Here is a 26,911-nt window from a genome sequence, read left to right as displayed (position 1 = left end):
GACAGATAAGTAAATAGGAAGATATAAATAAATTATGAAGCTTTCGACTAAAGTTGCAGAACTAACTACTATTATTGCCCCTGCGGTAGCTGCATGTGATGTGGCGCTGTGGGGCGTAGAGTTTACCCCACAAGGTAATCGCTCGTTATTGCGTATTTACATTGAAGCTTTACCTGAAGAAAAAGCACAGGATAAGCAGGTAAGTATCGAAAACTGTGCGGCGGTTAACCATCAGGTAAGCGGCATCCTAGAGGTGCATGATCCTATTGCTGGTGAGTTCATTTTAGAAGTCTCCTCACCTGGTTTTGATCGGGCGTTCTTTTCAGATGACCAAATGTATGATTACGTCGGTCAGACTGTGAGCTTGCGCTTGATACAAGCCATTGGTGAAGGCGATAAAAAACGCCGCAAAGCAACAGGTACTTTAGACAGTATCGATGCAACGTCTTTAAAATTGACGTCTACCGATGGTGAACAGTTTGAGATTGCTTTGAGTAACATTGATAAAGCCAACTTGATTTATGAAGATGTCTAATTTCAATATTCAATGGTAACGCAATTCAGTATTAATCAATATTTTGACCCCTAAATAGGGCGTGACTGACGATGACAACACAACGTCAATATGCCAATTATAAAATTTAAGTCAATTATAAAATGATAGGACAGGTATAGCATGAGTCGTGAAATCTTAACGGTAGTAGAAACTGTCAGTAATGAAAAGGGCTTAAATCCTGAAGATATCTTTGAAGCTATAGAAGACGCTTTGGTGGTATCAACCAAGAAAAAAGTCTATACCGAACAGCCAGAAGTAGAGGTGCGGGTATCAATTGATCGTGCAACTGGCGATTATGATACATACCGTTATTGGACAGTGGTTGCCGATGAAGACCATGAAATGCCAGCCTGTCAGCTTGCTATTACCGACCTTGATCAAGAAGAATGGTCAATTGGTGATATTAAAGAAGAACAGATTGAATCCATTGAGTTTGGTCGTATTGCTGCCACGCAAGCCAAGCAAGTTATCATTCAAAAAATACGTGAAGCTGAGCGTGCGCTAGTAGCAGACGCTTTTGAGCCACGTGTTGGTGAAATGATGTATGGCGAAGTAAAAAAGCAAACACGCGATGGCTATATCATTGATTTGGGTGATAACGCCGAAGGCTACTTATCACGTGATCAGATGCTACCACGTGAGCAATTACGAGCGAAATCTCGTATCAACGCCATTTTATATCATGTAAACCGTGAAAATCGTGGTGCCCAGTTATTATTGTCGCGCACTCATCCTGAAATGCTCTCGGCATTGATGCAAAAAGAAGTGCCTGAAATTGCAGAACAAATCATTGAAATCCGTAACGTTGCTCGTCTGCCAGGTACTCGTGCTAAAATAGCCGTCAAAACCAACGATCATCGCATTGATCCGGTTGGCGCTTGTATCGGTATGCGTGGTACGCGTATTCAAGCGGTTCAGCAAGAGTTGGATGGTGAGCGTATTGATGTGGTGGTTTGGTCAGATGATCCGGCTCAATTCATTATTAGCTCTTTAGAGCCAGCAGATGTTAGTAGTATTATCCTAGATGAAGACATGCAGACCGCTGATATTATCTTTAGCACCAACGATCAGTTAGCGCGTGCGATTGGCTCACAAGGTCAAAACGTCCGTTTAGCCTCTGAATTAACGGGCTATAAGCTTAATATGATGCTCGAAGAAGAGTATCAGCAGCGTCAACAAAACGAATCGAAAGCGTTCATTGAATTGTTTTATGAGCGTCTAGAAGTCGATAAAGATTTAGCTCAAGCGCTTGTCGATATTGGCTTTACCAGTATCGAAGAAGTGGCTTATGTGCCAGTTGAGACTTTCTATGACATCGAAGGTTTAGACGACGAAGCGATTGACATGATTCAAGAACGTGCTAAAGAAGTCGTCATCGCTGATGAGCTAGTCAAACAACAAAACATGAAAGAGCCAAGTCAAGAGTTACAAGATCTTGAAGGAATGACCGTCAGTTGGGCTTATAAAATGGCTCAAAAAGACATCATTACTGTTGATGACTTGGCAGAACAAGCCGTCTTCGATTTAGAAGATATCGAAGGATTAGATACTGAAACCGCAGGAAAACTCATCATGAAAGCTCGGGAATCTTGGTTCAATGAATAAGCGGTAACTGCATATCGCTGTCTTTTAGTGATATGCTATCGATAATAAAGTGCTGGTATAAAGTCGCATAATACATGCAACCTAACCACCAGCCTTAACCCAATCATTTGTAGCCAACAACTGAATTGAACATATAGCAAATAATAGACAGTAGGTGATAATAAATGGCAGATAAGACCGTCAAAGAACTGGCAGATATGGTAGGCAAAACCGCAAGTGCTGTAAAACAGCAACTGGTAGATGCTGGACTGCCTGCTCGCGCAGAGGATGACCTAGTCACCGAGCTTGAGCAAGAGAAGTTGGTGACGTATTTAAAGCAAAGTCATGGTCAGCAAGATAAGCGTCGTATTAGTCTCAAGTCTAAAACAACGAGCACCGCGCGTGTGACCGGCTCTTCAGGTAAATCTAAGAGTGTCAATGTGGAAGTGCGTAAAAAGAAAGTATTCGAAAAGCCTGATCCAGAAAAAATGGCTGAAGAGTTGGCTGCGCGTGAGCAAGCGATGATTGAGTCGCAAGAACGTGCTGCTAAGGACGCTGAAGAGCGTGCTGCTACTAAGAAAAAATCTGAAGAGCGTCAAGCAGCAACCTTAGCTGCGATGCGTGCCAGCTTAGGCTCTAGCAAAAAATCAGACGATAAGAATGACGACATTTCTACTTCAGTTGTTGTGAAAAAGGGCGGTAAGACTACTATTGAAGTCAAGCCTAAAGAACAGCCGAAGAAAAAAGTTGCTGCTACGAAACCTAAAGTTGAAACAGCAGCTGAGCGTAAAGCTCGTGAAGTACGTGAAAAAGAAGAAAATCGTCTACGCGAAATTGAGACAGAAACACGCCGTGTTCAAGCTGAAGAAGCGCAAAAGCGCACACTTGAGCAAATGCGTAAAATGGCTGGTAAATATACGGATCAGCCTGCTGCTGAAGTTCGCAAAGATGAGCCATTGGCTGAAGGTCTAGTCGGTGACGCATTAGAAGAATCATTTGAAAAAGAACGTCGTGAAATCAAGCGCGGTGCAAGTAGCACTGGTGCTCGTGGTCGTCGTCGTAAAAATCAAGATGAGCGTGAGATCAAAAACCGTAAAAATGGTTTACGTTCAACGCAAGCGTCACAGCATAAGTTTGAAAAACCTGTTGAAAAAATTGTCTATGATGTCGAGATTAGTGAGCAAATTACTGTCGCAGATCTTGCCCAGCGTATGGCAGTTAAAGCCCGTGAAGTCACTAAATTACTCATGAAAATGGGTGAGATGGCTCGTGAGTCAGATACGATTGATCAAGCGACAGCCAGTTTGATTGTTGAAGAAATGGGTCATAACCCAGTACCAGTTAGTGATACTAAGGTTGAAGACGATCTACAATCTGCAGTCAATGAACGCAGCAGTAACGTGCAAACACGTCCACCAGTCGTAACTATTATGGGTCATGTCGACCATGGTAAGACTTCATTGCTAGATAAAATTCGTGAAACGAAAGTAGCGAATGGCGAAGCAGGTGGTATCACTCAGCATATCGGTGCTTACCATGTAAAAACCGGTCGCGGTGTGATTACTTTCTTAGATACCCCAGGTCACGCAGCCTTTAGTGCTATGCGTTCACGTGGTGCGCAAGCGACTGATATCGTTGTACTGGTTGTCGCAGCTGATGATGGCATGATGCCGCAAACGGAAGAAGCTATCGACCATGCACGTGCTGCTGGTACGCCGCTTATCGTTGCCATTAATAAAATGGATAAGCCGGGCGCTGATCCTGACCGCGTACTCAATGAGTTGACTGCCAAAGAAGTCGTCTCAGAAGAGTGGGGTGGCGATACACCAATGGCGCGTATCTCAGCCAAAACGGGTGAAGGTATTGACGAGCTATTAGAATATATCAGCATCCAAGCAGAACTAATGGAATTAGAAGCGCCGTTAGATGGTGCTGCGCAAGGTGTGGTGATTGAGTCAAGACTTGAAAAAGGTCGTGGTCCTGTTGTTAGTGTTCTAGTCAAAAAAGGCACACTAAAACAAGGCGACTTGGTTCTAGCGGGCGAGCATTACGGTAAAGTCCGTGCGATGACTGATGAACATGGTCAGCGTATTCAGTCAGCGGGTCCTTCTATCCCTGTAGAGATTTTAGGATTACCTGAAACACCTGCAGCTGGTAGCGAATTCCTAGTCGTTACAGATGAGAAAAAAGCCCGTGAAGTGGCTGATTTCAGAACCAATCGCGAGCGTGAACGTCAACTTGAGCGTCAGAACGCCATGCGCTTAGAGAGCATGTTCGATCAGATGGAACAAGGCAATGTGTCATTCTTGAACATTGTATTGAAAACTGATGTCCGTGGTTCGCTCGAAGCATTACTATCGGCACTGAATGAGCTGTCAACTGACGAAGTAAAAGTTCGCGTCATCAGTTCAGGTGTTGGCCCTATCTCGGAGTCTGATGTAACGCTTGCAGAATCTAGCGAAGCGGTATTGTTAGGCTTCAACGTTCGTGCAGACGCGACCGCACGTCGTAAAGCAGATGCAGCCAACATGGATATTCGCTATTACAGTGTTATCTATGGCTTGATTGATGATGTAAAAGCAGCCATGAGTGGAATGCTTGCGCCTGAACATCGTGAGAAAATCCTGGGTGTTGCTGATGTTCGAGAAGTATTCCGTTCTAGTAAGTTCGGTGCAGCTGCCGGTTGTATGGTGGTTGAAGGTACAATCTATCGCAATAAGCCTATCCGTGTACTGCGTGATGACCAAGTTATCTTTACTGGTCAGCTGCAATCATTACGTCGCTATAAAGAAGACGTTAATGAAGTACGTACTGGGATGGAGTGTGGCCTAGCCGTTCGTGGTTATGATGTCGAAGCTGGTGATAAGATCGAAGTCTTTGAAATTCAAGAGTTCGAACGTACTATCTAAAGTCACCGCTCGATAGTAAGGTCTCTAATCATGCAAGACGCTTAATCAGCTGAGCATATTAGTATCTCCTTCATATCTAGCTGTACTTAGGCCTAGCAGGTACATCCTGCTAGGCCTTTTTTAACAAATATCAGCCCTTAAATGTATTAATAAGCAAACGGGCTAATCCATAAAAATAGGCCATATCAAATTAAGGTAACAATATGAACCAACGTTTACAGCGCTTATCCGATCAAATTCAGCGTGAGCTTGCTGTTCTTATTCGTGACGCAGTCAATGACCCGCGTCTGACTGGTTTTGTCACTATCTCTAGTGTCAAGGTCAGCCCAGACTTAGGGTATGCGGACGTTTATGTCACCATCATGGAGCCAGAGCTTAATGACGCGATGACCAAAACCAACCACGAAGAAAGCATCAAAGTGCTGAATAAAGCGGCAGGTTTTTTGCGTACCGAATTGAGCCATAGTCTCAAAACGCGTACGACTCCACGTCTGCGCTTTCACTATGATGAAGTAACGGCTCGTGGCAACTATATGATGGACTTGATCAGTCAAGCGGTCATCAAAACTGAGCAGAATGAAGATGAAGTCGACAGCCAAGAAAATGATGATTAATGACAATGACTAGTCAAAAGACAACGGATAAACAAAAAGTCTCCGGCGTTATCTTAGTTGATAAGCCACAAGGTATGACGTCACAGCAAGTGGTCTCAAAAGTGAAGTATTTGTTTAAGTCTCCTGCACATGACAGCAAAAAAGCTGGTCATACAGGTACGCTTGATCCCATGGCCACTGGTCTATTGCCTATTTGTATGGGTGAGGCCACGAAGTTTAGCCATTATCAACTTGATGCCGACAAATCTTATCAAGCGACGATATTGCTTGGTAGCCAGACAGATACTGGTGATGCTGATGGTCAAATCGTTGGACAGGTGTCTATTCCAACTTTTGATCAATCAATATTGGACAAGGTTGCTCAACAGTTTTTAGGGGCTCAGCAGCAAATACCACCGATGTATTCTGCCTTAAAAAAGGACGGTAAAAAGCTTTATGAGTATGCCCGTGCTGGTATCGAAGTAGAACGAGCGCCAAGAGATATCGTGATTAAGGCTATTGATTTAAAAGCTATTGATAACGAGCAGATTCAATTGACGGTGACTTGTACAAAAGGTACTTATGTGCGCGTATTGGCAGAGGATATTGCCAAGATAATGGGCACATTAGGGCATTTAATCGCATTGCGCCGTATGCAGGTCGGAAAGTTTAGCATAGTGGAATCGATTTCTTTATCAGCGTTAGAGGCGCTATCGTTAGATGAGAGACAGGCACAGCTCCTTGCTATTGATGCATGTGTCAATATCGAGGCTGAGCTTACATTGACTGCTGAACAGTATACCCGTGTCCATATGGGGCAACGATTGAATGTCTTTGAGCAGCTTACTGATGATTTGCGCGATTATATTTCAACCAGTATTAGCCATCAGTCTTCTGTTTCAAAAAGCAATGACACCCCACTAGATAGCGATATCGTCAGTAGTGACGATGAACAACCATTGCTCCACGAGATAGCGGTAGATATACGCTTGCTAGATGAGCAAGGGGAGTTTATTGGATTGGGCGCTGTTAGTCTCAATGGCCGACTACAACCCAAGAAATTAATCCAGCGGTAGGGTTATATTTGCTAAGCTTTTCGTGTTTCGTATGTTTCATGTGGCTATGAGCCAATTAATCCTTTTTAAACTTACTAACAGTTTACACTAATCACATATCCTCACATTTTATTGCAGGTTTCACCTATGGTGAAACCTGTTTTTTTTGTACATTAGATAAGTCAGCTAGAGAAGGCTAGAAGAGATAATCAATGTAATAAAAATAAAAAATACACTAATAAGAAAAATTTACAATAATAAAAGACGCTTAGGGAATAGTTTCAATAAGGAAATTTTTGCTACTGGAGTCTCGATACTAAATAAAAACAAAGAAGTACTATAAAAACAAGAAGTACTCGTAACAAAAAAAACAGATAAATCAACAATAAAATTTATATATAGAATCACAAATATAAAGACGAGAAATATTATGAAAACGATCGCTTTCTTACTACACAATAATTTTGAACAAGCAGAGTATGAAGATGTTAATAACCAACTGAAAGAAAAAGGTTATAGCACACTGCTTATTACTACTAACGAAGACAAAAAAGTTCAAGCGATGAATCAGGATGTCAATAAAGGTGACACTTTCACCGCTGACATCTTTGCAAGTGAGGCTAAAGTTGATGATTATGACGCGCTAGTAGTGCCAGGTGGTACTGTAAATGCAGATACCATTCGAGGCAATAAAGAAGCTCACAGTATAATCAATGCAATTAATGAAGCAAGTAAACCGTTGGCGGTTATCTGCCATGCACCTTGGGTACTTATTAACACGGGTATCGCAAAAGGTAAGACCTTAACGGCGTACCACTCATTGCAAACAGATTTGGAAAATGCGGGAGCAAACTTCGTTGATAAAACCGTACAAATTGACGGTAACTTAATTACTTCGCGTAATCCAGATGATATCGAAAATTTCGTTGATGCTATCGATAAAGCCTTGTTTTAACTGGCTTTGTAAGATATTAACAATGAACATATAGCATTAATCTACCAATAACTATAACCAACCATGATCGAGGAAAATATTATGTCAAACTCTAATCCAAACGATACCAAGCTTGAGCAACAACGTTCTGAATCAGCAACTGCAGCTCTTAAAAGCCAAACCGAAAATAACCATACTGAAGAGTCAGAAGCAGCGGCAGATCGTATTGCGGACAATTTAGAAAATGCTAAAGAAGACAAGTAGAGTATTTAAAGTGTCACTCATAGCTGGGTGACGCTATTACATTTTTTTAGCTTGGTATCAATAATTATAAAACTAAATAGTTCAGAAAATAATAACTTAGGAGCTAATATGAGTAATTCACCGAATAATATGGACGAGCAAGAAAAAGAGATTGAAAAGCTTGCAGAAGACATCAACCCTAGCGAACATGACACTCCGGATAGTTTAGCGGAAGTCACTACGGCAGCCCCTCTTGCTGATGATGAGCTAGGTGGTAATGCTACTGAGAGCGATGTGAAAAAGTAATACGCTAGAATTTTGTAATGGCTATCAATGTAGTTGCTGTGCTTGTAACGGCTGTGAATGTACCTTAGATTATTATATTGGCAATTTATCTTGCCATGAAACTATTATGAAAAACTGCTACTAGTTCAGCAGTTTTTTGGTATAATAACCGTCACATTTGAATTAATATTTTAGATAAAGCAGGTTGCTGAACTCACTGTTCAAAGCAGATGATTGAGTTAGGCAATATTCCGCTGATATCTGGCTTATTTTCAAGTGGTTTTTTATAACACATTGAGCTTGTCGTACACTAGGTCAACTCTAGTAATGCAGGGTTGTCCTGAATGGCGTACAAGTTACTTTATTTACTATTCTATAGCTTTTAAGATGGCTTAAATTTGAGTGCATCTTGGATGCTTTTAGCATTGCCGGAGATATTTATGCTAACTAATACTGATCGCGAACAAATCATTTCTCAATACCAGCGCGGCGAAAACGACACTGGTTCTCCAGAAGTTCAAGTAGCTTTGCTAAGTGCTCGTATTAACGATTTGCAGAACCATTTTAAAGCGCACAAAGCTGATAATCATAGCCGTCGTGGTCTTATCCGTATGGTTAACACGCGTCGTAAATTGCTTGATTACCTAAAAGGTAAAGATCTTGGTCGCTATACCACTCTTATTAGCCAGTTGGGTCTACGTCGTTAATTTAACGACAATAGTACGAGCGATCGCTAAAATAACAAATGCCATCCTGTGGCGCTATTTTGAATTTTTTGCTAAATCGCTTGGAACTTGCTTGTTGCTATCGATAAAATAGATTTTTCTAAAACGGTGTGGAATAGTTTCACACCGTTTTTTTATGCTTGTTAATATAGATGATTAATCTCAAATATTTTCACGCTATAGTTTTAGAATTTTTTGTAAAACTAAGAGTTAACTCAATGCTGATTTGAGTCGTATCTAGGGAAGACTATAAACAACAGCCCTGTTTTGCAATTAATTGGTCAATGGCTAGAAATCACTGTAAAATAATGCTTGGTCAGTTTTATGCCATTGCTACTATCTGTAGTAGCATCTTAGCAAAGATAGAAAAAACATCGTATATGTATGGTTGCTGCTTGGCATAAGCTTTGACTATATTGATGAAAAAACGAATCTGAACGACTAAAAATATGTAATAGTACGATGTCTACTGTAGACAAATGCATAAGATAGGCAGGTGACACTATCAGTCTCATCGATAGGACTTGCAGATAAGAGACTTGTTCCTCAGGAGCTAGAGACAAAGAATTTTAATGACAAATATCAGCGCGCTTATGACGTTGATATTATTTTCGTCAGTCAACATTAGGAAAATTATATGACAAATCCGACAATGTTCAATACTGTTAAACGTGAATTCCAATATGGCAGCCAGCAGGTTGTTATCGAGACAGGGCGTATCGCCCGTCAAGCCAACTCTATTTTAGTTCACATGGGTGGTGTTACTGTCCTAGTGGCTGCCGTTGTTAAGTCTGATGCGAAAGAAGGCCAAAACTTCTTTCCATTGACTGTCAACTATCAAGAAAAAATGTACGCAGCGGGTAAAATCCCAGGTGCTTATGGCAAACGTGAAGGTCGTGCGAGCGAGTTTGAAACATTAACGTCACGCTTGATTGACCGTCCGATTCGTCCGCTATTCCCTGAAGGTTATGTGAATGAAATTCAGATTACCGCGACGGTTGTATCGTCAGATAAGACTCAATCAGCAGATATCGCTGCATTAATTGGTGCTTCAGCGGCACTGGCTATCTCTGACGCGCCATTCAATGGTCCAGTCGCAGCTGCCCGTGTTGGTTTCATCAATGGCGAGTACGTACTGAACCCAACAATCGAGCAGCTCAAAGAGAGCGATCTTGATTTGGTTGTGGCTGGTACTAAGTCTGCCGTATTGATGGTTGAATCAGAAGCAGCAGAGCTTTCAGAAGATCAGATGCTAGGTGCAGTACTTTACGGTCATCAACAGCAGCAAATCGTTATTGATAACATTGCGTCAATGGCTGAAGAAATCGGTACTGCTAAGCAGCAATATAGCGCTCCTGAGCGTGATCAAGCACTTACTAGCAGCATGAAAGAGCAGTTTGGCGAGCAAGTTGCTGACGCTTATACGATTACTGATAAACAAGCGCGCTACACTAAGCTTGACGAAATTAAGCAATCAATTATTGATACGCTTGCTGGTGATGCTGAGTCAGAAGCCTATGCTGATACGGTATCTGAGCTTAAAGAAATCTATAACGATCTTAAGTATCGTACGGTTCGCGACAATATCTTGTCAGGCAAGCCGCGTATTGATGGTCGTGACCCTGAAACCGTTCGTGCGCTTGATGTGCAAGTTGGTGTATTGCCATATACGCATGGTTCAGCATTGTTCACACGTGGTGAGACGCAAGCATTGGTTACAACCACGCTTGGCAACAGCCGTGACGTCAACATGATTGACTCATTAGGTGGCACTATCCGTGATCATTTCATGCTGCATTATAACTTCCCGCATTTCTCAGTCGGTGAAACGGGTCGTGAAGGTATTCCAAAACGTCGTGAAATCGGTCATGGCCGCTTAGCACGTCGCGGTGTACAAGCAATGCTTCCAGATAGCGAACGCTTCCCGTATGTCATCCGTGTGGTATCAGAGATTACTGAATCAAACGGTTCATCTTCTATGGCATCTGTTTGTGGTGCAAGTTTGGCATTGATGGATGCAGGCGTACCAATTAAAGCCCCAGTTGCTGGTATCGCGATGGGTCTGGTTAAAGAAGGCGAGCGTTTCGCTGTACTATCAGACATCTTAGGTGATGAAGATCATCTTGGTGATATGGACTTTAAAGTTGCTGGTTCTAAAGACGGTATTACTGCGCTTCAGATGGACATCAAAATCGAAGGTATTACCCCTGACATCATGGAGCAAGCGCTTAAGCAAGCCCATGCCGGTCGTATCCATATCCTAGATGCGATGAATAAAGTATTGCCTGAGAGCCGTACTGAAATCAATGCGCATGCACCGAACTATGCCGTTATCGAAATTAATCCGGACAAAATCCGTGACGTAATCGGTAAAGGCGGCGCGATGATTCGTCAGCTAACGGAAGAAACTGGCGCAGTTATCGATATCGACGATGGTGGCACGATTCGTATCTTTGGTGAAAACAAAGCAGCAACCAAAGCAGCTATCGGTAAAATCGAAGCATTGACTGCTGAAGTTGAAGTGGGCAAAACTTACGAAGGTACGGTCGCTCGTATCGTTGACTTCGGTGCGTTCGTTAACGTCTTGCCAAACACTGATGGTTTAGTGCATATCTCGCAAATCGCAGAAGAGCGCGTTGAGAATGTCTCTGACTATCTCAAAGAAGGTCAAACCGTTAATGTACTTGTACAAGACGTCGATAACCGTGGTCGCATTAAGTTGACTATGAAAGGTGTTGAGCAGGGTTCAACCTCACCTGCTGAATAAGTACTTTCGCTTGATATAAAAAACCGCTTTGGGCTGTTAGTTAATAGCACTCAAGGCGGTTTTTTTGTAATTTAAAGAGTTTTATTCATTCAAATCGCTATAGTACTTGCAACCTGGTTGATAACCTTCATCACAAGACTGCTTATAGAGATTTTTTGCTTTACTCTTATTCTGGGTTACACCGTCGCCTACCTCATACATAAAACCAAGACTAACTTTTGCGCCAGCATCACCTTGATCAGCCGCTTTCTGATATAGTTCAAAAGCTTTCATGTGGTCTTGAGGCGTACCCATACCATAATTATATATATCAGCAAGACTAACTTTTGCGCCAGCATCACCTTGATCAGCTGCTTTTTTATACCACTCTATAGCCTTTGCATCATTTTTAAATGCACCTCTATCATCTTGATACATATATGCAAGACTAGATTGTGCAGGGGCATAGCCTTGATTAGCTGCTTTTTGATACCATTTAAATGCTTTCATATGATCCTTTGTTAAGCCCCAACCCCATTTGTACATTCCACCAAGACTGTTTTGAGCCTCATAATTTCCCTGATTGGCTGATTTTATGTACCATTCAATCGCTTTCGTATAGTCTTGTTCGATACCCGTGCCGTTGGCGTATATTTTACCAAGATCAAATTGAGCTTCAGCATTGCCTTGATTAGCCAATTTTTGGGTTTGATTGAAGTCTAATGCAATAGCTGATACAGACAACATCGCTGCTACTAGAAATACAGTTATCTTATTTATGGGCGCATTTTTCAATTTCGTATCCTAGTTATATTAAGTTCCACTATAGCTACTTTATAAATTGCTTTATTGATTAGGGAAAACATAAATAGTATAGCTCTTTGAACAAGATATTAACGTTCTCATCATATATACCTATCTCCTGTACTGAACCGCTAAGACGTTTAATCGGACAACAAAAAATCCAACGCCAAACGGTCATAGTAGACGTTCAACATTGGATTGATAAAACTCTAGAATAATTGTCTAATTAACCAGAGTAACTATTCTTGATCTAACTTGTCGATCATACCTTGATATTTTTCTTTTTTAGCAGCGATCTTTTTGCGTTTTTCTTCTGCCGTCGCGACCAAATTTTTGGCGACGTCTAAGCTCTTATCAAAGGCCGCTAATTCAAGATCTACCGCATCCAATAGTTTGCCAAGCATCATAGCCGTCGCTTTTTCAGAGACATCCTGAGTCATACCACTAGCATCAGATTTAAAGTCGTCTTTCAGCTTTGACGCCCACTGATAAATGCCTGCCATGGTAATGCTAGATTTATCCTCTTGATCAGCATTATCTTTTTTACTGGTCTTGTCTTTTTGATTAGACTTGCTGTCTTTGGTGTTTTTGTCAGACTGAGCGTCTTTATCGTCACTATTAGATTTGTCATCTTGATTAGATTTTTGATTTTTATCAGAATCTTTATTCTTGCTTGCTTTATCTGACGTATCACTTTTAGCAGTACTATCGTCTTTAGCTTCCTCGTAATCATGCTCAGCGTTGTACGCTTCAAAGTCGCCGTCCTCAAATACCACGGTATCCTCTCTGACCACTTCTACGCCAGTCACTGCTTTATTGTTGGTAGATTTTTTTGAATTCTCAGCATTAGTGTTTTTTGCATTGTTGTTTGACATAGCTTGTTATCCTTATTTAAATTTGAATGTAATAAGTTTTTATAGTATTTGCCTATAAAATGGATACTAAGCTAAGCGCATTTTTTTATCAATATATGGATATAAATATACCGTTTAATGCCTACAGGAAGATACATGCCATGGTTTAAAGCATTAAACGGTAACAATTGAGCTGCATGTGATAACGAAGAAAATATTAAATTTTCTTAATCATTATTAATAGGGTTGTCAGCAATAAACTGAGCCAGTAGCTCAGCCAGTTTTTCGCCTTGGTCTTCTTGTAAGAAATGACCACCGTCAATAATAGTGTTATGGTTTTGACCTTTAGTTCCAGGGATAAGTTTTTGCATGATTCGATCACCACCACCAGTGACAGGGTCAGAATCGCTAAACAGGGTAATGAAAGGTTTATTAAACTTGCTAAGCTCGCCCCAGGCGGCACGGTTTTTTGTTGAAGCAGGATCGTCCGGTGTGGTCGGTACTAGTATGGGGAGCTGTCTTGCACCTTCTTTGTACGATTCATCAGGGAAGGGTGCATTATAAGCATCGACTACTGCCTGTGATAGCTCGGTCGTAGTGCCACTATTAATAATGCTACCGACATGAAACTTCGGAGTATCTTGTGAGAATTGCTGCCACTTGCGGAAGCTTTCTCCTGGATCGTGATCTCCCGTGGGGAGCATGGTATTTCCAGCTGCTACTCGAGCAAATCTGTCTGGATTTTCTGCCACGAGACGTAGACCAATGAGACCACCCCAGTCTTGACAAAATAATGTGATATTTGTTAAATCTAACTGATCAAGTACGGATTGCATCCAGTCGACATGGCGCTGGTAGGTATAATCCGTACGGGCGGCAGGTTTATCTGAGCGCCCAAAACCAGGGAGATCTGGCGCGATGACACGATGTCCAGCCGCTGTCAGTATCGGTATTACTTTACGATATAGATAACACCATGAAGGCTCGCCATGTAGTAGTAAAATTGGATCGGCATCCTTGGGACCTTCATCGAGATAATGTACACGCAGCTCACCGCCTTCGCCATCATCGACCATCATATAATGCGGCGAAAAATCGTAATCGGGTAGGTTTTCAAAGCATGAATCGGGGGTTCTAAGTATTTTCATAGGGTATCCTTATCCTGATAATAAATAACCGTGCTTTCTCAAACAGTAAACACTCATTTAGCATAGCATTCAAGCCGTTATCGGTGTCATGTTTTTTGAGTGTTAAAGATGGTGCTATGCACCAGCAAACATCCTATTTGTTCTTAGATATCGATACTTTTGGGTACGTGCACATCAATACGCAGCTTAGGAAGGTCTTGTAGTTGCTGCGTCAGTAAAGGCAAGATATCGAGATGCCAGTCTAATGGCAATGAGTTTGCGACGTTCGATTCAGGAGGCGAACTGCCTACAGTACTGTGTAAATGACTATCGATAAGCGGGCGGGCAAATAGGGCAATTCTGCGGATGCCTTGATGGCGAATAAGAGGAATAAGCTGGTGGTGCAAGTCTGTTAAAGCGTCAGTGAGCCAGCGCGACCGCGTCGGATGATAAGGGTGATCTGAGATAACAAGATTGGCAATATAACTGGGTTGATTGTCATTACTGCTGATGCCAAGGCCAGCCTGTTCTCGTGTGCGTTTGTGGAGTAAACAGCTACCAGCGTTTAGACTACCGTCACGGCACACGCGACGATAGTGATGGTAGTTATCAGCGAATAGCGTCTTGGTTCGTGCGAGGATAGGGTCGAGCAGGATGCCGGCAGTATTAACTGGTAAGATAAGTAACTGGGCACTGCTGTTTAAAATAGGGGCATGCGTCAATTGTAGATTCGCCATCGTCAGCCCCTTTAAAAAATAGTATGTTTATTCTGCGTTGGCTTGTACTGTACTTTCTGCTTCTAATTGTGCGATTTGTTGTTCGAGCAAGGCAATTTGATCTTCCTTCATATCCGTCAATTTTTTATTCATCGCTAATTGTTCAGATGCCAGCTTTTCTTGGGCAGCCCAGCGTTTACGCTCATCTTCTAAGCGATCAATTTCTTCTTTGGCCAGACTATCCGTCTTTGGTAAAGGAGCGCTTAAGATGGTAGCAGGTCTTGGTACTTGACTATTTGAGTTGTCAGCTGTATCAGTGGCGGTCGCATTCTGATCAAGGACAGTCTCTTCATTCGTTATAGCGTCATCACTATTGACCTCACTGAGGACATTTTCTGCTGGCATAGCAGCAGACTGTGCAGCCTCGTTTTGCTCAGCGATTGACGGTGAGCTGTTGCCAGTTTTGCTAGTCTCAGGTACAGATTGCGCCCAAACTAAATAGCCGATAACAATGAATAGCAGTGCCAATATAATCGCTATCCAGATTTTACGGCGCGATTTAGCGGCTTTTGCTTTTTCACGTTTGCTCAACAAAGGATGCTTTTTTTTATTTTTCATACTACGGTCAATTTATGTCAAAGATATAAGTAGCCATACTATAGCAAACTCAAAATAAAAAGCCTATCTATTGCTAGATAGGCTTAAAATACTGTTAAATAATAAAGCACTTAAAAAACTTTTAAGTATCAGTATCAGTATTATTTGTTTGCTTAAGTTTTAAATTTTACCGTGCCACTGGTGCCTGTTGCCATCGCATCACGAGCGAGTTGGTCTTCCGCATGATTTTTGGCGCTGATGGCATCAGGGTCGGGGCGATGTTCCGTATGGCTACATTTAGTACATTCAATATACTCATCAGGCACAGGCGTCATAATATTTACCTGTACCACCGCGTCCATCACCTGACATTTGGGACAGCGGACACCCGCCAAAAATCGGCGCTTTGGGCGTGACGATTGATAACGCATCTAAATAACCTCGCGATTGCTTTTGGCATTGGCGGCATCGACGTTTTTAACATTGCTAAAGCCACTGTGACGCAATAAGGCCTCAATACTGGCGCTACGACCACGGAAGTTCTCAAAGTTAGTCTTGGCAGGGAAGCTACCACCAACCGATAAAACAGTCTCACGGAAAGCTTTACCGGTCACTGGATTAAAAATACCTTCTTCTTCAAACCTACTAAAAGCATCTGCAGACAATAGCTCTGCCCATTTATAAGAGTAATAACCTGCCGCATAGCCACCTGCAAAGATATGACTAAAACCATTGGCAAAGCGGTTATAGTCAGGCGTTTGCATGATGGCAATGTCGTTACGAACCGTATTTAAGGTCGCCAAGATACCATCATAATCAAGTGCTGGCGTGTGTGCATGAATCAATAAGTCGAACAGTGAGAACTCGATTTGACGTAGGGTTTGCATGCCGCTTTGGAAGTTTTTTACTGCCAGTAAGGCTGCAAGTTTGTCTTTAGGCAAGGGCTCGCCAGTCTCGACATGGCTACTGATAAGGGCAATACCTTCAGCATCCCACGCCCAGTTTTCCATAAATTGACTGGGCAGCTCGACTGCATCCCACTCAACACCATTAACACCCGCGACATCACCGACCGTCACTTGGGTTAAAAGATGATGTAGCCCATGACCAAACTCATGGAACAAGGTCAGTACTTCATCATGGGTTAATAGGCTTGGTTTGCCATCGAGGGCAGGCGTGAAGTTACCGACCATAAAGCAAACCGGTAGCTGCTGATGGTCTTGCTCATCATAAGTATAACGCGACTGAAAACCACTCATCCAAGCGCCACCGCGCTTACCGCTGCGAGCAAATAAATCAAAATAAAAGCCGCCAAGCAAGTTATCGTCAGCATCAAACAACTGATAGAAGCTTACCTCGTTATGCCATCGCGAGACAGATGTGCTCTCACTAGCTGTCTTATCACTACTTTGCTCTTGTACTTTGATGCCGTATAGGCGCTCAACAATGGCGAACAAGCCGCTAATGACTTTTGGTAATGGGAAGTATGGGCGTATCTCTTCTTGTGAAAGACTAAATTCGCTTTGTTTTACTTTTTCAGCGATATAAGCACTGTCCCAAGGCTGCAAATCATCAATGCCATAATCTTGCGCATATTTTTGCAGTTGCGCTAAATCCTGCTTAGCCGCTGGCGTGGCTTGCGTGGCCAAATCGCGTAAAAAGGTTTCTACTTCTGCCACGTTATCTGCCATTTTAGTCGATAGCGATACCTCTGCATAATTGTCAAAACCTAATAGCGTGGCTTTTTGCTCACGTAATTGTAGGATTTGACCCATGATATCGGCGTTATTCAGCGACTCACCTTTTTTATTTGTATGACCATCAAATTCTGAGGCACGCGTGACGTAAGCGCGGTACAACGTCTCACGTAGACTGCGGTCGTCAGCATGAGTCATGACCGCAAGGTAAACGGGGATATTTAAACTTGCTACGCAATAAGGGGTCGGCAACGCATCGATATCTGCTTGCGTGAGGGCGCCGCTGGCAAGCTCACGGGCTTTATACTGTTCGCCTGCGTCTGCCAATAGTGCCAAACCACTTTCGGTCAAGCCCGCTAATTGCGCTTGCTTAAGTGGTAAGGCATAGGCTTGGGTAGCATCCAATATATTGTCTGAGAACGTCGCTGACAAGGTTGAGAGTTCACTTTGAATGGCAGCAAATTTCTCTTGCTCAGCTTTAGGTAGCGCCACACCTGACATCTCAAAGCTTCTAAGCGCAAGCTCAATGGCACGAGCGCGCGCAGGCTCAAGCGCTGCAAAAAACGCTTTATCATTCACGATAGCTTGATAACGACTAAACAGCGGCTGATGCTGCCCCACACGAGTGCCGTAAGCAGACAGCTTAGGCAACAGCTCATGATGCACATGACGAATCTCATCATTGCTCATCACGCTATTGAGATGCGACAAAATACCCCAACTGCGATCTAATGCTAGATTGATATGATCAAAATTCATCACATCGCTCAGAGCTTGCTCAGCAGTGACATCAGCAGGACTGTGGTTGCTGTCAGTATGGGCTGTCATTTCATCTAAAAAAGCATTGGCATCGTCTATCGCGCTAATGACTTGGCTTTGTAATGCACTTGGTGAAACATTGGCAAAATCGACAAGACGTAAATTTGGAGAAATGGGTGTCATAAAGGTATCCGATATCTGATATTAGTGAATAAATTATTATTGGTTAAATATGGTTTGGTATAAGTGATTTGCGTGATGTAACACACAGAGTATAAAAGGCTGTTAGTTACTTTTTTATTTTGCGGTCTTATACCTATCTTATATAAAAGATGGGTTCATTTAATGAAAATGCAACCTACTCACTGACAATACAGAAAGTAAAGCGACGAGAGGGTCGATATTAAATATGTTTAAATGAGATAAACCTGCCTTTTATAACAACATAGATTGTTCTACTTACAAAGCACTATCATTTGCTTGCAAATTGACCCTACAGCAAGTGAGGTTTGACTGTTAGCATCAAGGAAATGGAATAAAAATATCAAGCCCTATTGATAAACAATTTATAGAGAAAATGACTCATAGAAAAATTTACAACGTTGAAAGTAAATGATAATAAAACAAGGAGCAGTATATGAAAGCGACTCTTAAAAGTTTACGTGAAACTAAAGCCAATCCAGCGGTCAGTATCTTTGTTAAGACACATCGAGCGCATCCAGCCAATGAGCAAGATCCAATCGCTCTAAAAAACCAGCTAAAAGTCGTAGAAGATCGCTTAACCAAAGAATATGATAAGAGTACAGCGACAACTATCTTAGATAAGATTCACGCTAAGACCAGTGAGTTAAACCACAATTATAATCTCGATACCTTAGCCATATTTGCCAGTACCGACGATGTACAAATGATCCGTATGCCCATCGATACCACAGAGCGTGTGGTGATTTCGGACAGTTTTGCCACGCGCGACCTAGTTCGTGATATGGCAAGTGCCGTTCACTACTATACAGTCGTGCTGACCCGTGATAAGGCTCGCCTGATCGAAGCATCAAATGATCGTGTCATCAGAGAGTTTGATAAAGATGACGATGCACAAAACAATATGGAAAGCATCGCATTCCCTGTCGAAAATAATGGTCTTCATACGACAAGCGATGGTGGCTCTGATCGTTCTGTAAGTAATGAAAGCAGCCATTTAAAAGAATACTTTAACCAAGTCGATAAGAGCGTACAAGAGCTGTGGGGCGAGCATAAAATGCCTCTTGTCATCGTTGGCGATGCCAAAAATATCGGTTACTACAAAGAAGTCTGTGATCGTCCAGAAAACATCATTGCCACGGTATCAAACGCCACCAATCTAGAAGATGGCAGTGCACAGCATATCGTCGATAGTGTACAAGAAGCGGTAGAAGAATATCGTACGTCATTACATCATGCTGCTTTGGGCGAGATTGATAAAGCCCGCGGTGCCAATATGTTGCAGACTGATCTACAGGAAGTATATCGTAGCGCGTTCCAAGGTGCTGGCGAGACGCTCTATGTACGCCGTGGCTATATACAATCTGCCAAAATTGATGAAAAAGCGCAGACTCTAAGTATTGCTAATGATGCTACCGCAGAAGGCGTCACTGATGATGCGATTGGCGAAATCATTGAGCATGTGATTCATAATGGTGGCGAGGCTGTGTTTATGCCGCAAGACATCATGGGTGAAGACCAACCGATTGCTCTAGTGACTCGCTACTGATTCAAAAAAACTGGCTATCAATGATGTTCATCGACGAATTCGCCATTGATAGCATATAGGTATAATATGAGAGCATTGATTCGATAAGAATCAATGCTCCTTTTGCATTGATGCACTTCTACATTACTAATTGGCCACTCGTTTTTGATGATAAGTTTTTATGCAGTGCTATCAACTTTTACTATCCAAATACTGAGTTTATGACTATATCTATGACTACCACCTCTTTTGTTCTAACCAGCTATAACATTCACAAAGGCATGTCGCCTATGAATCGCCAAGTGAAAATGCAAGGTATTGCCCATGCGCTTGAAGTCATAGAGTCCGATGTGCTGTGTTTGCAAGAGGTGCAAGGTCAAAACCTCAAGCGCAATATGCAATACAACGAATATCCTGACCAATCACAGCATGAATGGTTTGGTGAGTATCTGCAGCTGCAAAATAGCTATGGCAAAAACTCAGAATATGAAAACGGTCATCATGGCAATGCCGTGCTCAGCCGATTCCCGCTAGATCCAAAACATAATGTCAATATTACCGTCAATAAGCTTGAGCAACGCGGCGTCTTGCACTGTGAGGTACAGCCTATCGGTTGGGAGCGACCTGTCGTGGTATTGTGCGCGCACTTGAACTTATTTGAGCGCGATCGTCTCAAGCAATATGAAGCCATTGCCAACTATGTGCGCAATGAGATTGCGCCTGACCAACCGCTTATTTTGGCAGGCGATTTTAACGATTGGAAAAAACTGTCTTGTGATAAGTTGGCGTCCAGTCTCGGCATGACCGAAGCTTTCAAACATTGTCACGGCAAGCTGTCGCCTACTTTCCCAGCCAAGCTGCCAGTCCTCAGCTTAGACCGTATTTATGTACGTAATCTAAGGATTAAGGATGCATGGGTACACACTGGCAAACCTTGGTCAACGCTATCTGATCACTTGCCCATCAGTGCTGAACTGATGTTGCCATAGCGCAAACCATCTACTGAAACGCAAACCCGTGACTAAAAAATAAAATAATAGAAACCCACAAGGATGATGAACCATGTCTAATACTCAAATACCAATCACTCAACAGGCCGTACTTATTCGTGAGTTTGGCGAACCCGACGTTATGAATTATGAGGATAGTGTTGCTGTTCCTATTTTGGCGGATGAGCAAGTCTTAGTAAAAGTAGCCTACGCAGGCATTAACCCCGTTGATTACAAAACCCGTCAAGGAAAAGGGTGGGGCGCTGATAATATTCGCAAAGATAAATTTGATCATGATCAGCCAGCGATTTTAGGCTTTGATATGTCAGGAGAGGTGGTCAGTAGCAATAGTGGACAGTTTGCTGTTGGTGATAAAGTCGCCGCCTTGACTTTCAATGGTGGCTGCTATGCTGAGTATGTGGCAGTCGATGCCAAATTGCTTGCCAAAGTGCCAGAGTCAGTCACATTAGAGCAAGCAGGTGCGCTGCCCTGTATCGGACAAACGGCGCTACAATTTGTAGAGTTTGCTGATATCAAAAAAGGTGAGCATGTCGTCATAAATGCACCAGCAGGCGGCGTCGGTCATTTGTTGATCCAGTTGCTCATGAATAAAGTGTCGCAAGATAACATTAAGGTGACGGTAATTTGCTCGCCAGAAAAATATGCCAAGCTCGATGCGTTAATAGATAAATCCAAGCTGACGAGCTGGATTGACTACACTAAAGAGGAGGTATTTCCTGACTTCCAAGCCGATGTGCTGCTTGACTTGGTCGGTGGGGATGCAGGGGTACGCGCGCTTGATGTACTCAAATCTGGTGGCCGCGTTAATGTGCTACCAACGATCTGGGTTGATAAGCTCGTCGATGCTGGTAGTCAAAAAAGCTTAAACGTGGCTGGTTATAAAGCGCAGCGTAGTGGGCAAGATATGGCAAGAGTGTTAGAACAAGTGGGCACTGGTAAGCTCAAATTACAGATTCAGCAGACGTATCCGTTATCTGAAGCCGTGGCAGCACATCGCGAGCTACAAAAAGGCGATACCTTTGGTAAGATTGTTCTAAAGGCAGACTAGGGCGTGTCCTCAATTCAACCGATAGCAACCTAAATGGGCTAAAAATGGTTAAATTTTGCCAAACATCGTCAAATAGCTAGGTAATATCTCGATATTATCTGCACTATTTTCCTTGCTTGACTGCAATTTACCTCATTTTTATCACCATTTTTAAAATGATGACACGCCCTAATCGGGCAGCATCTGCCGAAACGTGAGACTAATGCGCCCTTTAGCGACTGATTTTGTCTTGGTGATGGTGTGCTTCCAGTAGGCTTGTGTATCGCCATGCATGACAATAAGCTGACCAGACTCAAGATAAAGCTCGACTTTATCTTGGGTTTTTTTATGCTTAAAGACAAATTTTCGCGTGGCACCGAGCGATAGGGCAGCGATAATTGGCTGACAGCCTAACTCTTTTTCGTCATCTGCATGATAGCCCATGCCATCGCTACCTGAGGGGTAATAATTCAACAGACAAGAATTAAAGTTAGCGACAATTCCAATATTTGCTAGTTGTTGTTCGACATGCTGTTTCATGTGAAACACTGTTTCTGACCATGGGATACTTTGGCGGGCGTGTCCAGAGTAGTGATAGCTGCTATTGTTTCCACCCATCCAAACGATTTGACGCGTGGTGACATGGGTCTTGCCAAACAAAGTGACAATGTCAGCATGCCAAGGCAGTTCGCTTAGTAAGAGGTCGTAAAGCTCATGGCTATTCTCGACAACGATGCCCAGATCATTGAGTATCCCTTCATAAGGCAATAGGTTATCTACAGGACTAGGGGCAAATAAATCAGTCATAAGCTAAAATTTTAACGATTAAAATTCTGTAGGATAAAAGTGGCGCATTGCTTCGGTGCTTCTATAGGCAATAGATGTCCGTTCTCAGGCATGATAGTAAGCTGGTTAGCGGGCACAAATTTTTGCCAATTATTACGAACTTTATCGTTAATAAAAATAGTCGGCTTGCCAATGATAAGTTGGTAAGGCACCTTGGTTTTCGCCAGCTTCTTTAATGCACCGTCGATATAAGGGATGCCAAAATAATTCGCTATCTCTTGTTCGGGAGTGAATATAAATGCATAACGTCCATCGTCTTGTTGTATTAAGCTTTGTTCGGCAAACAGGTACAAGTGCTCATCAGAGATGCGTCGATAAGCGCTCTTTTCTCGTAGGTTTTTATAGAACTCATCTATATTTGCCCAAACCTTTTGCTTGGTTAAAGCACTTTTAAAAGGTTGACGTTTAAGCTTAACGGAACGAGGTATCAGCTTATACAACAGCGCTTGCGATTTGGTAAAAGTTACCGGCTCAATCAAATACAACTCAGAGAATAGATCAGGGCGTTTAGCCGCTGCCATAGCAGTAGCGGTAGCGCCTTGTGAATGTCCAATGCCTATAACAGGACCATCTTGAGTCTGCTCTAAAAACTGAATAAGCAGATCGGCATCTTGCTCACGCGTTAATACACGGGCTTTTGGCTGGTCATACCAATAGCCGCGCATCGCGAGAGAGCTGATGTCAAAACCAGCAGAAAGCTCTGTCAACAGGGGCTTGTAGTTACCTACTGTAAAACCATTGCCACCATAAAAGTGCGCTTTAGGGCGTTTGGTTTTATTATTAGCCGATGTATTCAACGAGCTCAAATCATAATAGCGTGCCTTTTGACCACCGATATCGATACTGTTTGTGAATGCTTCCATAAAAGTAACACTGCCTTATGATTTATTATTCATCAATAATTAATTGTTTTCGCCTAAGAAGCCGCCACTTTGACGCTGCCATAAGCCAGCATACACCCCATTTAATGCCAATAGTTCATCGTGGCTACCTTGCTCGATAATCTGACCTTTATCCATGACCACCAGTCTATCGAGTGCGGCAATCGTAGAGAGACGATGGGCAATGGCAATAACTGTTTTGCCCGTCATAATATCATTCAAGCTTTCAGTAATGGCAAATTCAATCTCAGAGTCGAGTGCACTTGTCGCTTCATCTAAGAGTAAAATCGGCGCATTTTTTAGCATGACACGTGAGATGGCAATACGCTGACGCTGGCCGCCAGATAGTTTAACCCCGCGCTCGCCCACTTGTGTATCCAGACCAGTGTTGCCTTTATCATCATATAAATCTTTGATAAATTCCCAAGCCTGTGCTTGCTCAGTGGCAAGGATGATTTCTTCATCGCTGGCATCAGGGCGACCATAGGCAATGTTTTCACGGACAGTACGATGGAGCAGCGAGGTATCTTGCGTGACCATACCGATTTGTTGACGTAATGACTCTTGAGTAACTTCGTCAATCGCTTGCCCATCGATGTAGATTTTACCTTTATCCACATCAAAAAAGCGCAATAATAAATTCACTAAGGTTGATTTACCAGCACCTGAGCGACCCACCAAACCAATCTTTTCACCCGGTTTAATATCTAGATGGAAGCCATCAAGTAGTTTGACTTGTGAATGGGTAAGGGCTGTTCCGGCAGTATTAACCTCGTCAATGCGCTCGCCTTCGATATCATCGTTTTCACTTTCATAACTAAAGTCAACATGATCAAAGACGATATGGCCATCAGTCACTTTTAGCGTAGCAGCGTTAGGTGTATCAACGATAGTCTGCGGTGCAGATAGTGTACGCATACCATCCTGAGCGGTACCAATGCTTTCAAATAAGCTGGCTGTTTGCCACATAATCCACTGCGTCAAACCATTGAGTCGCAAGGCCATCGCTGTGGCTGCGGCAACAGCACCAACACCGATATCGCCTTGCTGCCATAAATAAATGCCAATCCCAGCCGTACTACTCACTAAAATGACACTAATCAGATGGGTTGAGACCTCTAAATAGCTGACCCAGCGCATTTGTGCATGAACCGTCCCTAAGAACTGACCCATGGCGTTCTTGGCATAACCCAGCTCACGGCGTGAATGGCTGAACAATTTGACAGTCATGATATTGGCATAAGCGTCAGTGATTCGGCCAACCATCAACGCACGGGCATCAGCCTGTACGATAGCCGTCCGTTTAAGCTTGGGAATAAAGAAGCGCAACGCAATGCCAACCAGGACAAACCAGATAACAAATGGGATGAGCAATAAGCTGTCTAAGTTAAATAAGATAACACCAGTCGTAATAAAATACACGATCACGTACATGAACATGTCAGTGACCGTCATCACCGTATCGCGTACGGCTAGAGCCGTCTGCATCACCTTAGCAGAAACGCGACCAGAGAACTCATCTTGATAAAACTGCATCGACTGCCCGAGCATGTGCTGATGAAAACGCCAGCGCATTTGCATCGGAAACACGCCTTGAATCGACTGAAAATGAATAAACGAAGATAAGGCAATCCAAAAGGGACTCAATAGCATGACCGCTAGCATCAAAAGGAGCATATCACCTTTTTCAGCCCACAGCGTCTGCGGCGTATAGATACCCAGCCAGTCGACGATATTACCAATCCAAGCAAACAGCATAGCTTCATAAATGCCGATACCCGCCGACAAAATCATAAAAAAGAGTAGCCAGCCACGCAAACCTTTAGTACACGCCCATAAAAACTTCATCAGCCCGTCACGAGGTGAGGGCAATGGCATAGGCGTATCAGGAAAGGCGGGTAGACGGTTTTCAAAAAAGCGAAATAGAGCATTCATAGGCAAGGGTAGAACATCAATAGCAATACGCCAAGACAAACGCTGGCAAGCATTGTCTTGAACATTTATTTGTGTGAATAGGAAGTTACGCTATTTTAACAAAACTTCGTAATCACGCCTGCATGCTAATTGTAAATTGACAATCAATAGCTGCCTACGTTTACTACCTGTTAGCAAAAGCATTATAAATAGATTGCTGTATAAAACATATTTTGTTACATTCTATGATTTTATTGAGCAGAAGATATGGCTTAGGGCCTGTTCTCATTTTTGGCTAATCTAATCGCTTCCGTTTAGGGCGTGTTTGAGTAAACGAATAATAAATACACAAAATTGCAGCTTAAAAGGTAGACGTTCATGATGTATTTAACCATCGCGGTACTATGTAGTGTCGCTGTGTCAGTACTTTTAAAAATATTACGTCAACGAAATATCGATATCCGTCAGACTATCGTCGCCGGTTACCCAGTAGCGTTCTTACTCACTTGGTTTTTATTGAAGCCAGACATCAGCGGACTTAGTCTGTTAGGAAGCGCGTGGGGGATTATCATAGCGCTTGGCGTATTGCTGCCTGCCGTATTTATCATTCTTGGGCGCGCGATTGCAGCGGTCGGCATGGTGGCAACCGATGCTGCCCAACGTTTATCACTCATCATTCCTATCGTTGCTGCTTTTTTATTATTCGGTGAGATGCTGACGGGTACTCGTATATTTGGTTTGGTATTAGGGTTTTTAGCTCTCGGTGCTTTGGTTTATCGTCCACAGCAGGGCGGCATGGACAAACAGGCGCGCCAAACGCCGCTTTGGTTATTTGGCGTCTGGGCAGGCTATGGCATTATTGATATTCTATTCAAGCAAGTTGCCAAGCAAGGGTCCGCCTTTCCGCTAACCTTATTTATAAGTTTCGGGCTGGCAGGGCTGTTACTGTTTATTTATTTGCTGATCACGCGGGTACGCTGGCAGGGCAATGCCCTCATGGCAGGAGTACTGCTGGGTGCGCTGAATATGGGCAATATTTACGCTTATGTACGGGCACATCAAGTATTGTCTGAGTCACCAAGCATTGTGTTTACTGGTATGAATGTGGGTGTCATCGCAGTGGCAACTATCATCGGCGTTGGGGTATTTAAAGAGCGGCTCAATCGTATTAATATAATAGGGCTGTTATTGGCAGTTGGCTGTGTGGCAGTACTGTTTTTAGCTTAGCAAACACCCTAATAATTTAGCCCAAATCCATCAACGTCGTTGCGATTTATAAAATCGTTAACTTATCAGATATAGGCACGCAGGGCATCCTAT

General features: G+C 42.9%; 24 protein-coding genes. 14 read left to right on the top strand and 10 right to left on the bottom strand.

Going from position 1 to position 26,911, the window contains the following annotated elements:
- Positions 1-34 precede the first annotated feature (34 nt).
- The 10 genes from rimP to pnp all read left to right on the top strand — a co-directional run bounded on the left by rimP (position 35) and on the right by pnp (position 11,651).
- Entirely contained in the window at positions 35-535 is a 501-nt protein-coding gene (gene rimP, locus AAEY72_RS05545; RefSeq protein ID WP_010197742.1) for a ribosome maturation factor RimP, read from the top strand.
- Between the two features lie 141 nt (positions 536-676).
- Positions 677-2,161, top strand: a complete 1,485-nt coding sequence (gene nusA / locus AAEY72_RS05540; protein WP_010197744.1) for a transcription termination factor NusA — start codon at positions 677-679, stop codon at positions 2,159-2,161.
- Between the two features lie 164 nt (positions 2,162-2,325).
- Positions 2,326-5,049: a translation initiation factor IF-2 gene (gene infB, locus AAEY72_RS05535; protein WP_010197746.1), complete on the top strand. Its 2,724-nt coding sequence runs from the start codon at positions 2,326-2,328 to the stop codon at positions 5,047-5,049.
- A gap of 203 nt (positions 5,050-5,252) precedes the next feature.
- Complete coding sequence (locus AAEY72_RS05530) at positions 5,253-5,663, top strand: ribosome-binding factor A (protein ID WP_352309753.1); 411 nt, start codon at positions 5,253-5,255, stop codon at positions 5,661-5,663.
- Entirely contained in the window at positions 5,663-6,718 is a 1,056-nt protein-coding gene (gene truB, locus AAEY72_RS05525; protein WP_352309752.1) for a tRNA pseudouridine(55) synthase TruB, read from the top strand. Before AAEY72_RS05530 ends, truB begins: the two co-directional genes overlap by 1 nt.
- 409 nt (positions 6,719-7,127) lie before the next feature.
- Positions 7,128-7,652 (top strand): type 1 glutamine amidotransferase domain-containing protein, encoded by a 525-nt coding sequence (locus tag AAEY72_RS05520; RefSeq protein WP_352309751.1) that lies wholly within the window; start codon positions 7,128-7,130, stop codon positions 7,650-7,652.
- An 81-nt stretch (positions 7,653-7,733) separates the two neighbouring features.
- On the top strand, positions 7,734-7,895 hold the full coding sequence (locus tag AAEY72_RS05515) for a hypothetical protein (protein ID WP_194620586.1): 162 nt from the start codon (positions 7,734-7,736) through the stop codon (positions 7,893-7,895).
- 108 nt (positions 7,896-8,003) lie between these two features.
- The gene (locus AAEY72_RS05510; protein WP_189583622.1) at positions 8,004-8,180 is read left to right on the top strand and encodes a hypothetical protein; all 177 of its coding nucleotides are present in this window, start codon (positions 8,004-8,006) and stop codon (positions 8,178-8,180) included.
- A 419-nt stretch (positions 8,181-8,599) separates the two neighbouring features.
- The gene (gene rpsO / locus AAEY72_RS05505) at positions 8,600-8,866 is read left to right on the top strand and encodes a 30S ribosomal protein S15 (RefSeq protein WP_010197757.1); all 267 of its coding nucleotides are present in this window, start codon (positions 8,600-8,602) and stop codon (positions 8,864-8,866) included.
- A 670-nt stretch (positions 8,867-9,536) separates the two neighbouring features.
- Positions 9,537-11,651 (top strand): polyribonucleotide nucleotidyltransferase, encoded by a 2,115-nt coding sequence (gene pnp, locus AAEY72_RS05500; RefSeq protein WP_352309837.1) that lies wholly within the window; start codon positions 9,537-9,539, stop codon positions 11,649-11,651.
- 81 nt (positions 11,652-11,732) lie between these two features.
- Here the strand turns inward: pnp and AAEY72_RS05495 are convergent, their stop codons facing one another.
- From AAEY72_RS05495 to AAEY72_RS05465, 7 genes are all read right to left on the bottom strand, one after another.
- Positions 11,733-12,425, bottom strand: coding sequence for a tetratricopeptide repeat protein (locus tag AAEY72_RS05495; RefSeq protein WP_352309750.1), 693 nt, complete (start codon positions 12,423-12,425; stop codon positions 11,733-11,735).
- Positions 12,426-12,673: 248 nt separating this feature from the next.
- Positions 12,674-13,309 (bottom strand): hypothetical protein, encoded by a 636-nt coding sequence (locus AAEY72_RS05490; protein WP_352309749.1) that lies wholly within the window; start codon positions 13,307-13,309, stop codon positions 12,674-12,676.
- Positions 13,310-13,515: 206 nt separating this feature from the next.
- The gene (locus AAEY72_RS05485) at positions 13,516-14,436 is read right to left on the bottom strand and encodes a haloalkane dehalogenase (protein ID WP_352309748.1); all 921 of its coding nucleotides are present in this window, start codon (positions 14,434-14,436) and stop codon (positions 13,516-13,518) included.
- Between the two features lie 143 nt (positions 14,437-14,579).
- A complete protein-coding gene (locus AAEY72_RS05480) occupies positions 14,580-15,152 on the bottom strand; it encodes a hypothetical protein (RefSeq protein ID WP_352309747.1) in 573 nt (190 codons plus the stop codon).
- Positions 15,153-15,179: 27 nt separating this feature from the next.
- Complete coding sequence (locus AAEY72_RS05475) at positions 15,180-15,749, bottom strand: hypothetical protein (RefSeq protein ID WP_352309746.1); 570 nt, start codon at positions 15,747-15,749, stop codon at positions 15,180-15,182.
- A 152-nt stretch (positions 15,750-15,901) separates the two neighbouring features.
- Positions 15,902-16,159: a YheV family putative metal-binding protein gene (locus AAEY72_RS05470; RefSeq protein WP_352309745.1), complete on the bottom strand. Its 258-nt coding sequence runs from the start codon at positions 16,157-16,159 to the stop codon at positions 15,902-15,904.
- Positions 16,160-18,367, bottom strand: a complete 2,208-nt coding sequence (locus AAEY72_RS05465) for a M3 family metallopeptidase (RefSeq protein ID WP_352309744.1) — start codon at positions 18,365-18,367, stop codon at positions 16,160-16,162.
- Between the two features lie 454 nt (positions 18,368-18,821).
- On the opposite strand from AAEY72_RS05465, the gene AAEY72_RS05460 reads away from it, so the two are divergent.
- From AAEY72_RS05460 to AAEY72_RS05450, 3 genes are all read left to right on the top strand, one after another.
- Positions 18,822-19,934: an AOC03_06830 family ribosome hibernation factor gene (locus tag AAEY72_RS05460; protein WP_352309743.1), complete on the top strand. Its 1,113-nt coding sequence runs from the start codon at positions 18,822-18,824 to the stop codon at positions 19,932-19,934.
- A 212-nt stretch (positions 19,935-20,146) separates the two neighbouring features.
- Positions 20,147-20,902, top strand: coding sequence for an endonuclease/exonuclease/phosphatase family protein (locus AAEY72_RS05455; protein ID WP_010200741.1), 756 nt, complete (start codon positions 20,147-20,149; stop codon positions 20,900-20,902).
- A 73-nt stretch (positions 20,903-20,975) separates the two neighbouring features.
- Entirely contained in the window at positions 20,976-21,971 is a 996-nt protein-coding gene (locus tag AAEY72_RS05450) for an NADP-dependent oxidoreductase (RefSeq protein WP_352309742.1), read from the top strand.
- A 168-nt stretch (positions 21,972-22,139) separates the two neighbouring features.
- On the opposite strand, the gene AAEY72_RS05445 is transcribed toward AAEY72_RS05450, so the two are convergent.
- Genes AAEY72_RS05445 through AAEY72_RS05435 form a run of 3 tightly spaced genes read right to left on the bottom strand, consistent with a single transcriptional unit; the run spans position 22,140 to position 25,612 of the window.
- The gene (locus AAEY72_RS05445) at positions 22,140-22,757 is read right to left on the bottom strand and encodes an alpha-ketoglutarate-dependent dioxygenase AlkB family protein (protein ID WP_352309741.1); all 618 of its coding nucleotides are present in this window, start codon (positions 22,755-22,757) and stop codon (positions 22,140-22,142) included.
- An 11-nt stretch (positions 22,758-22,768) separates the two neighbouring features.
- A complete protein-coding gene (locus tag AAEY72_RS05440) occupies positions 22,769-23,659 on the bottom strand; it encodes an alpha/beta fold hydrolase (protein WP_352309740.1) in 891 nt (296 codons plus the stop codon).
- Positions 23,660-23,698: 39 nt separating this feature from the next.
- Positions 23,699-25,612 (bottom strand): ABC transporter ATP-binding protein, encoded by a 1,914-nt coding sequence (locus tag AAEY72_RS05435; RefSeq protein ID WP_189584125.1) that lies wholly within the window; start codon positions 25,610-25,612, stop codon positions 23,699-23,701.
- A 357-nt stretch (positions 25,613-25,969) separates the two neighbouring features.
- On the opposite strand from AAEY72_RS05435, the gene AAEY72_RS05430 reads away from it, so the two are divergent.
- Positions 25,970-26,818, top strand: coding sequence for a DMT family transporter (locus AAEY72_RS05430; RefSeq protein WP_189583590.1), 849 nt, complete (start codon positions 25,970-25,972; stop codon positions 26,816-26,818).
- Positions 26,819-26,911 lie beyond the last annotated feature (93 nt).

This window comes from Psychrobacter sp. W2-37-MNA-CIBAN-0211 (genome assembly GCF_040309405.1).
Classification (GTDB): domain Bacteria; phylum Pseudomonadota; class Gammaproteobacteria; order Pseudomonadales; family Moraxellaceae; genus Psychrobacter; species Psychrobacter glaciei.
The sequence above is the reverse complement of the archived record's forward strand: the minus strand, read 5'-3'. Positions and strand labels throughout refer to the sequence as shown.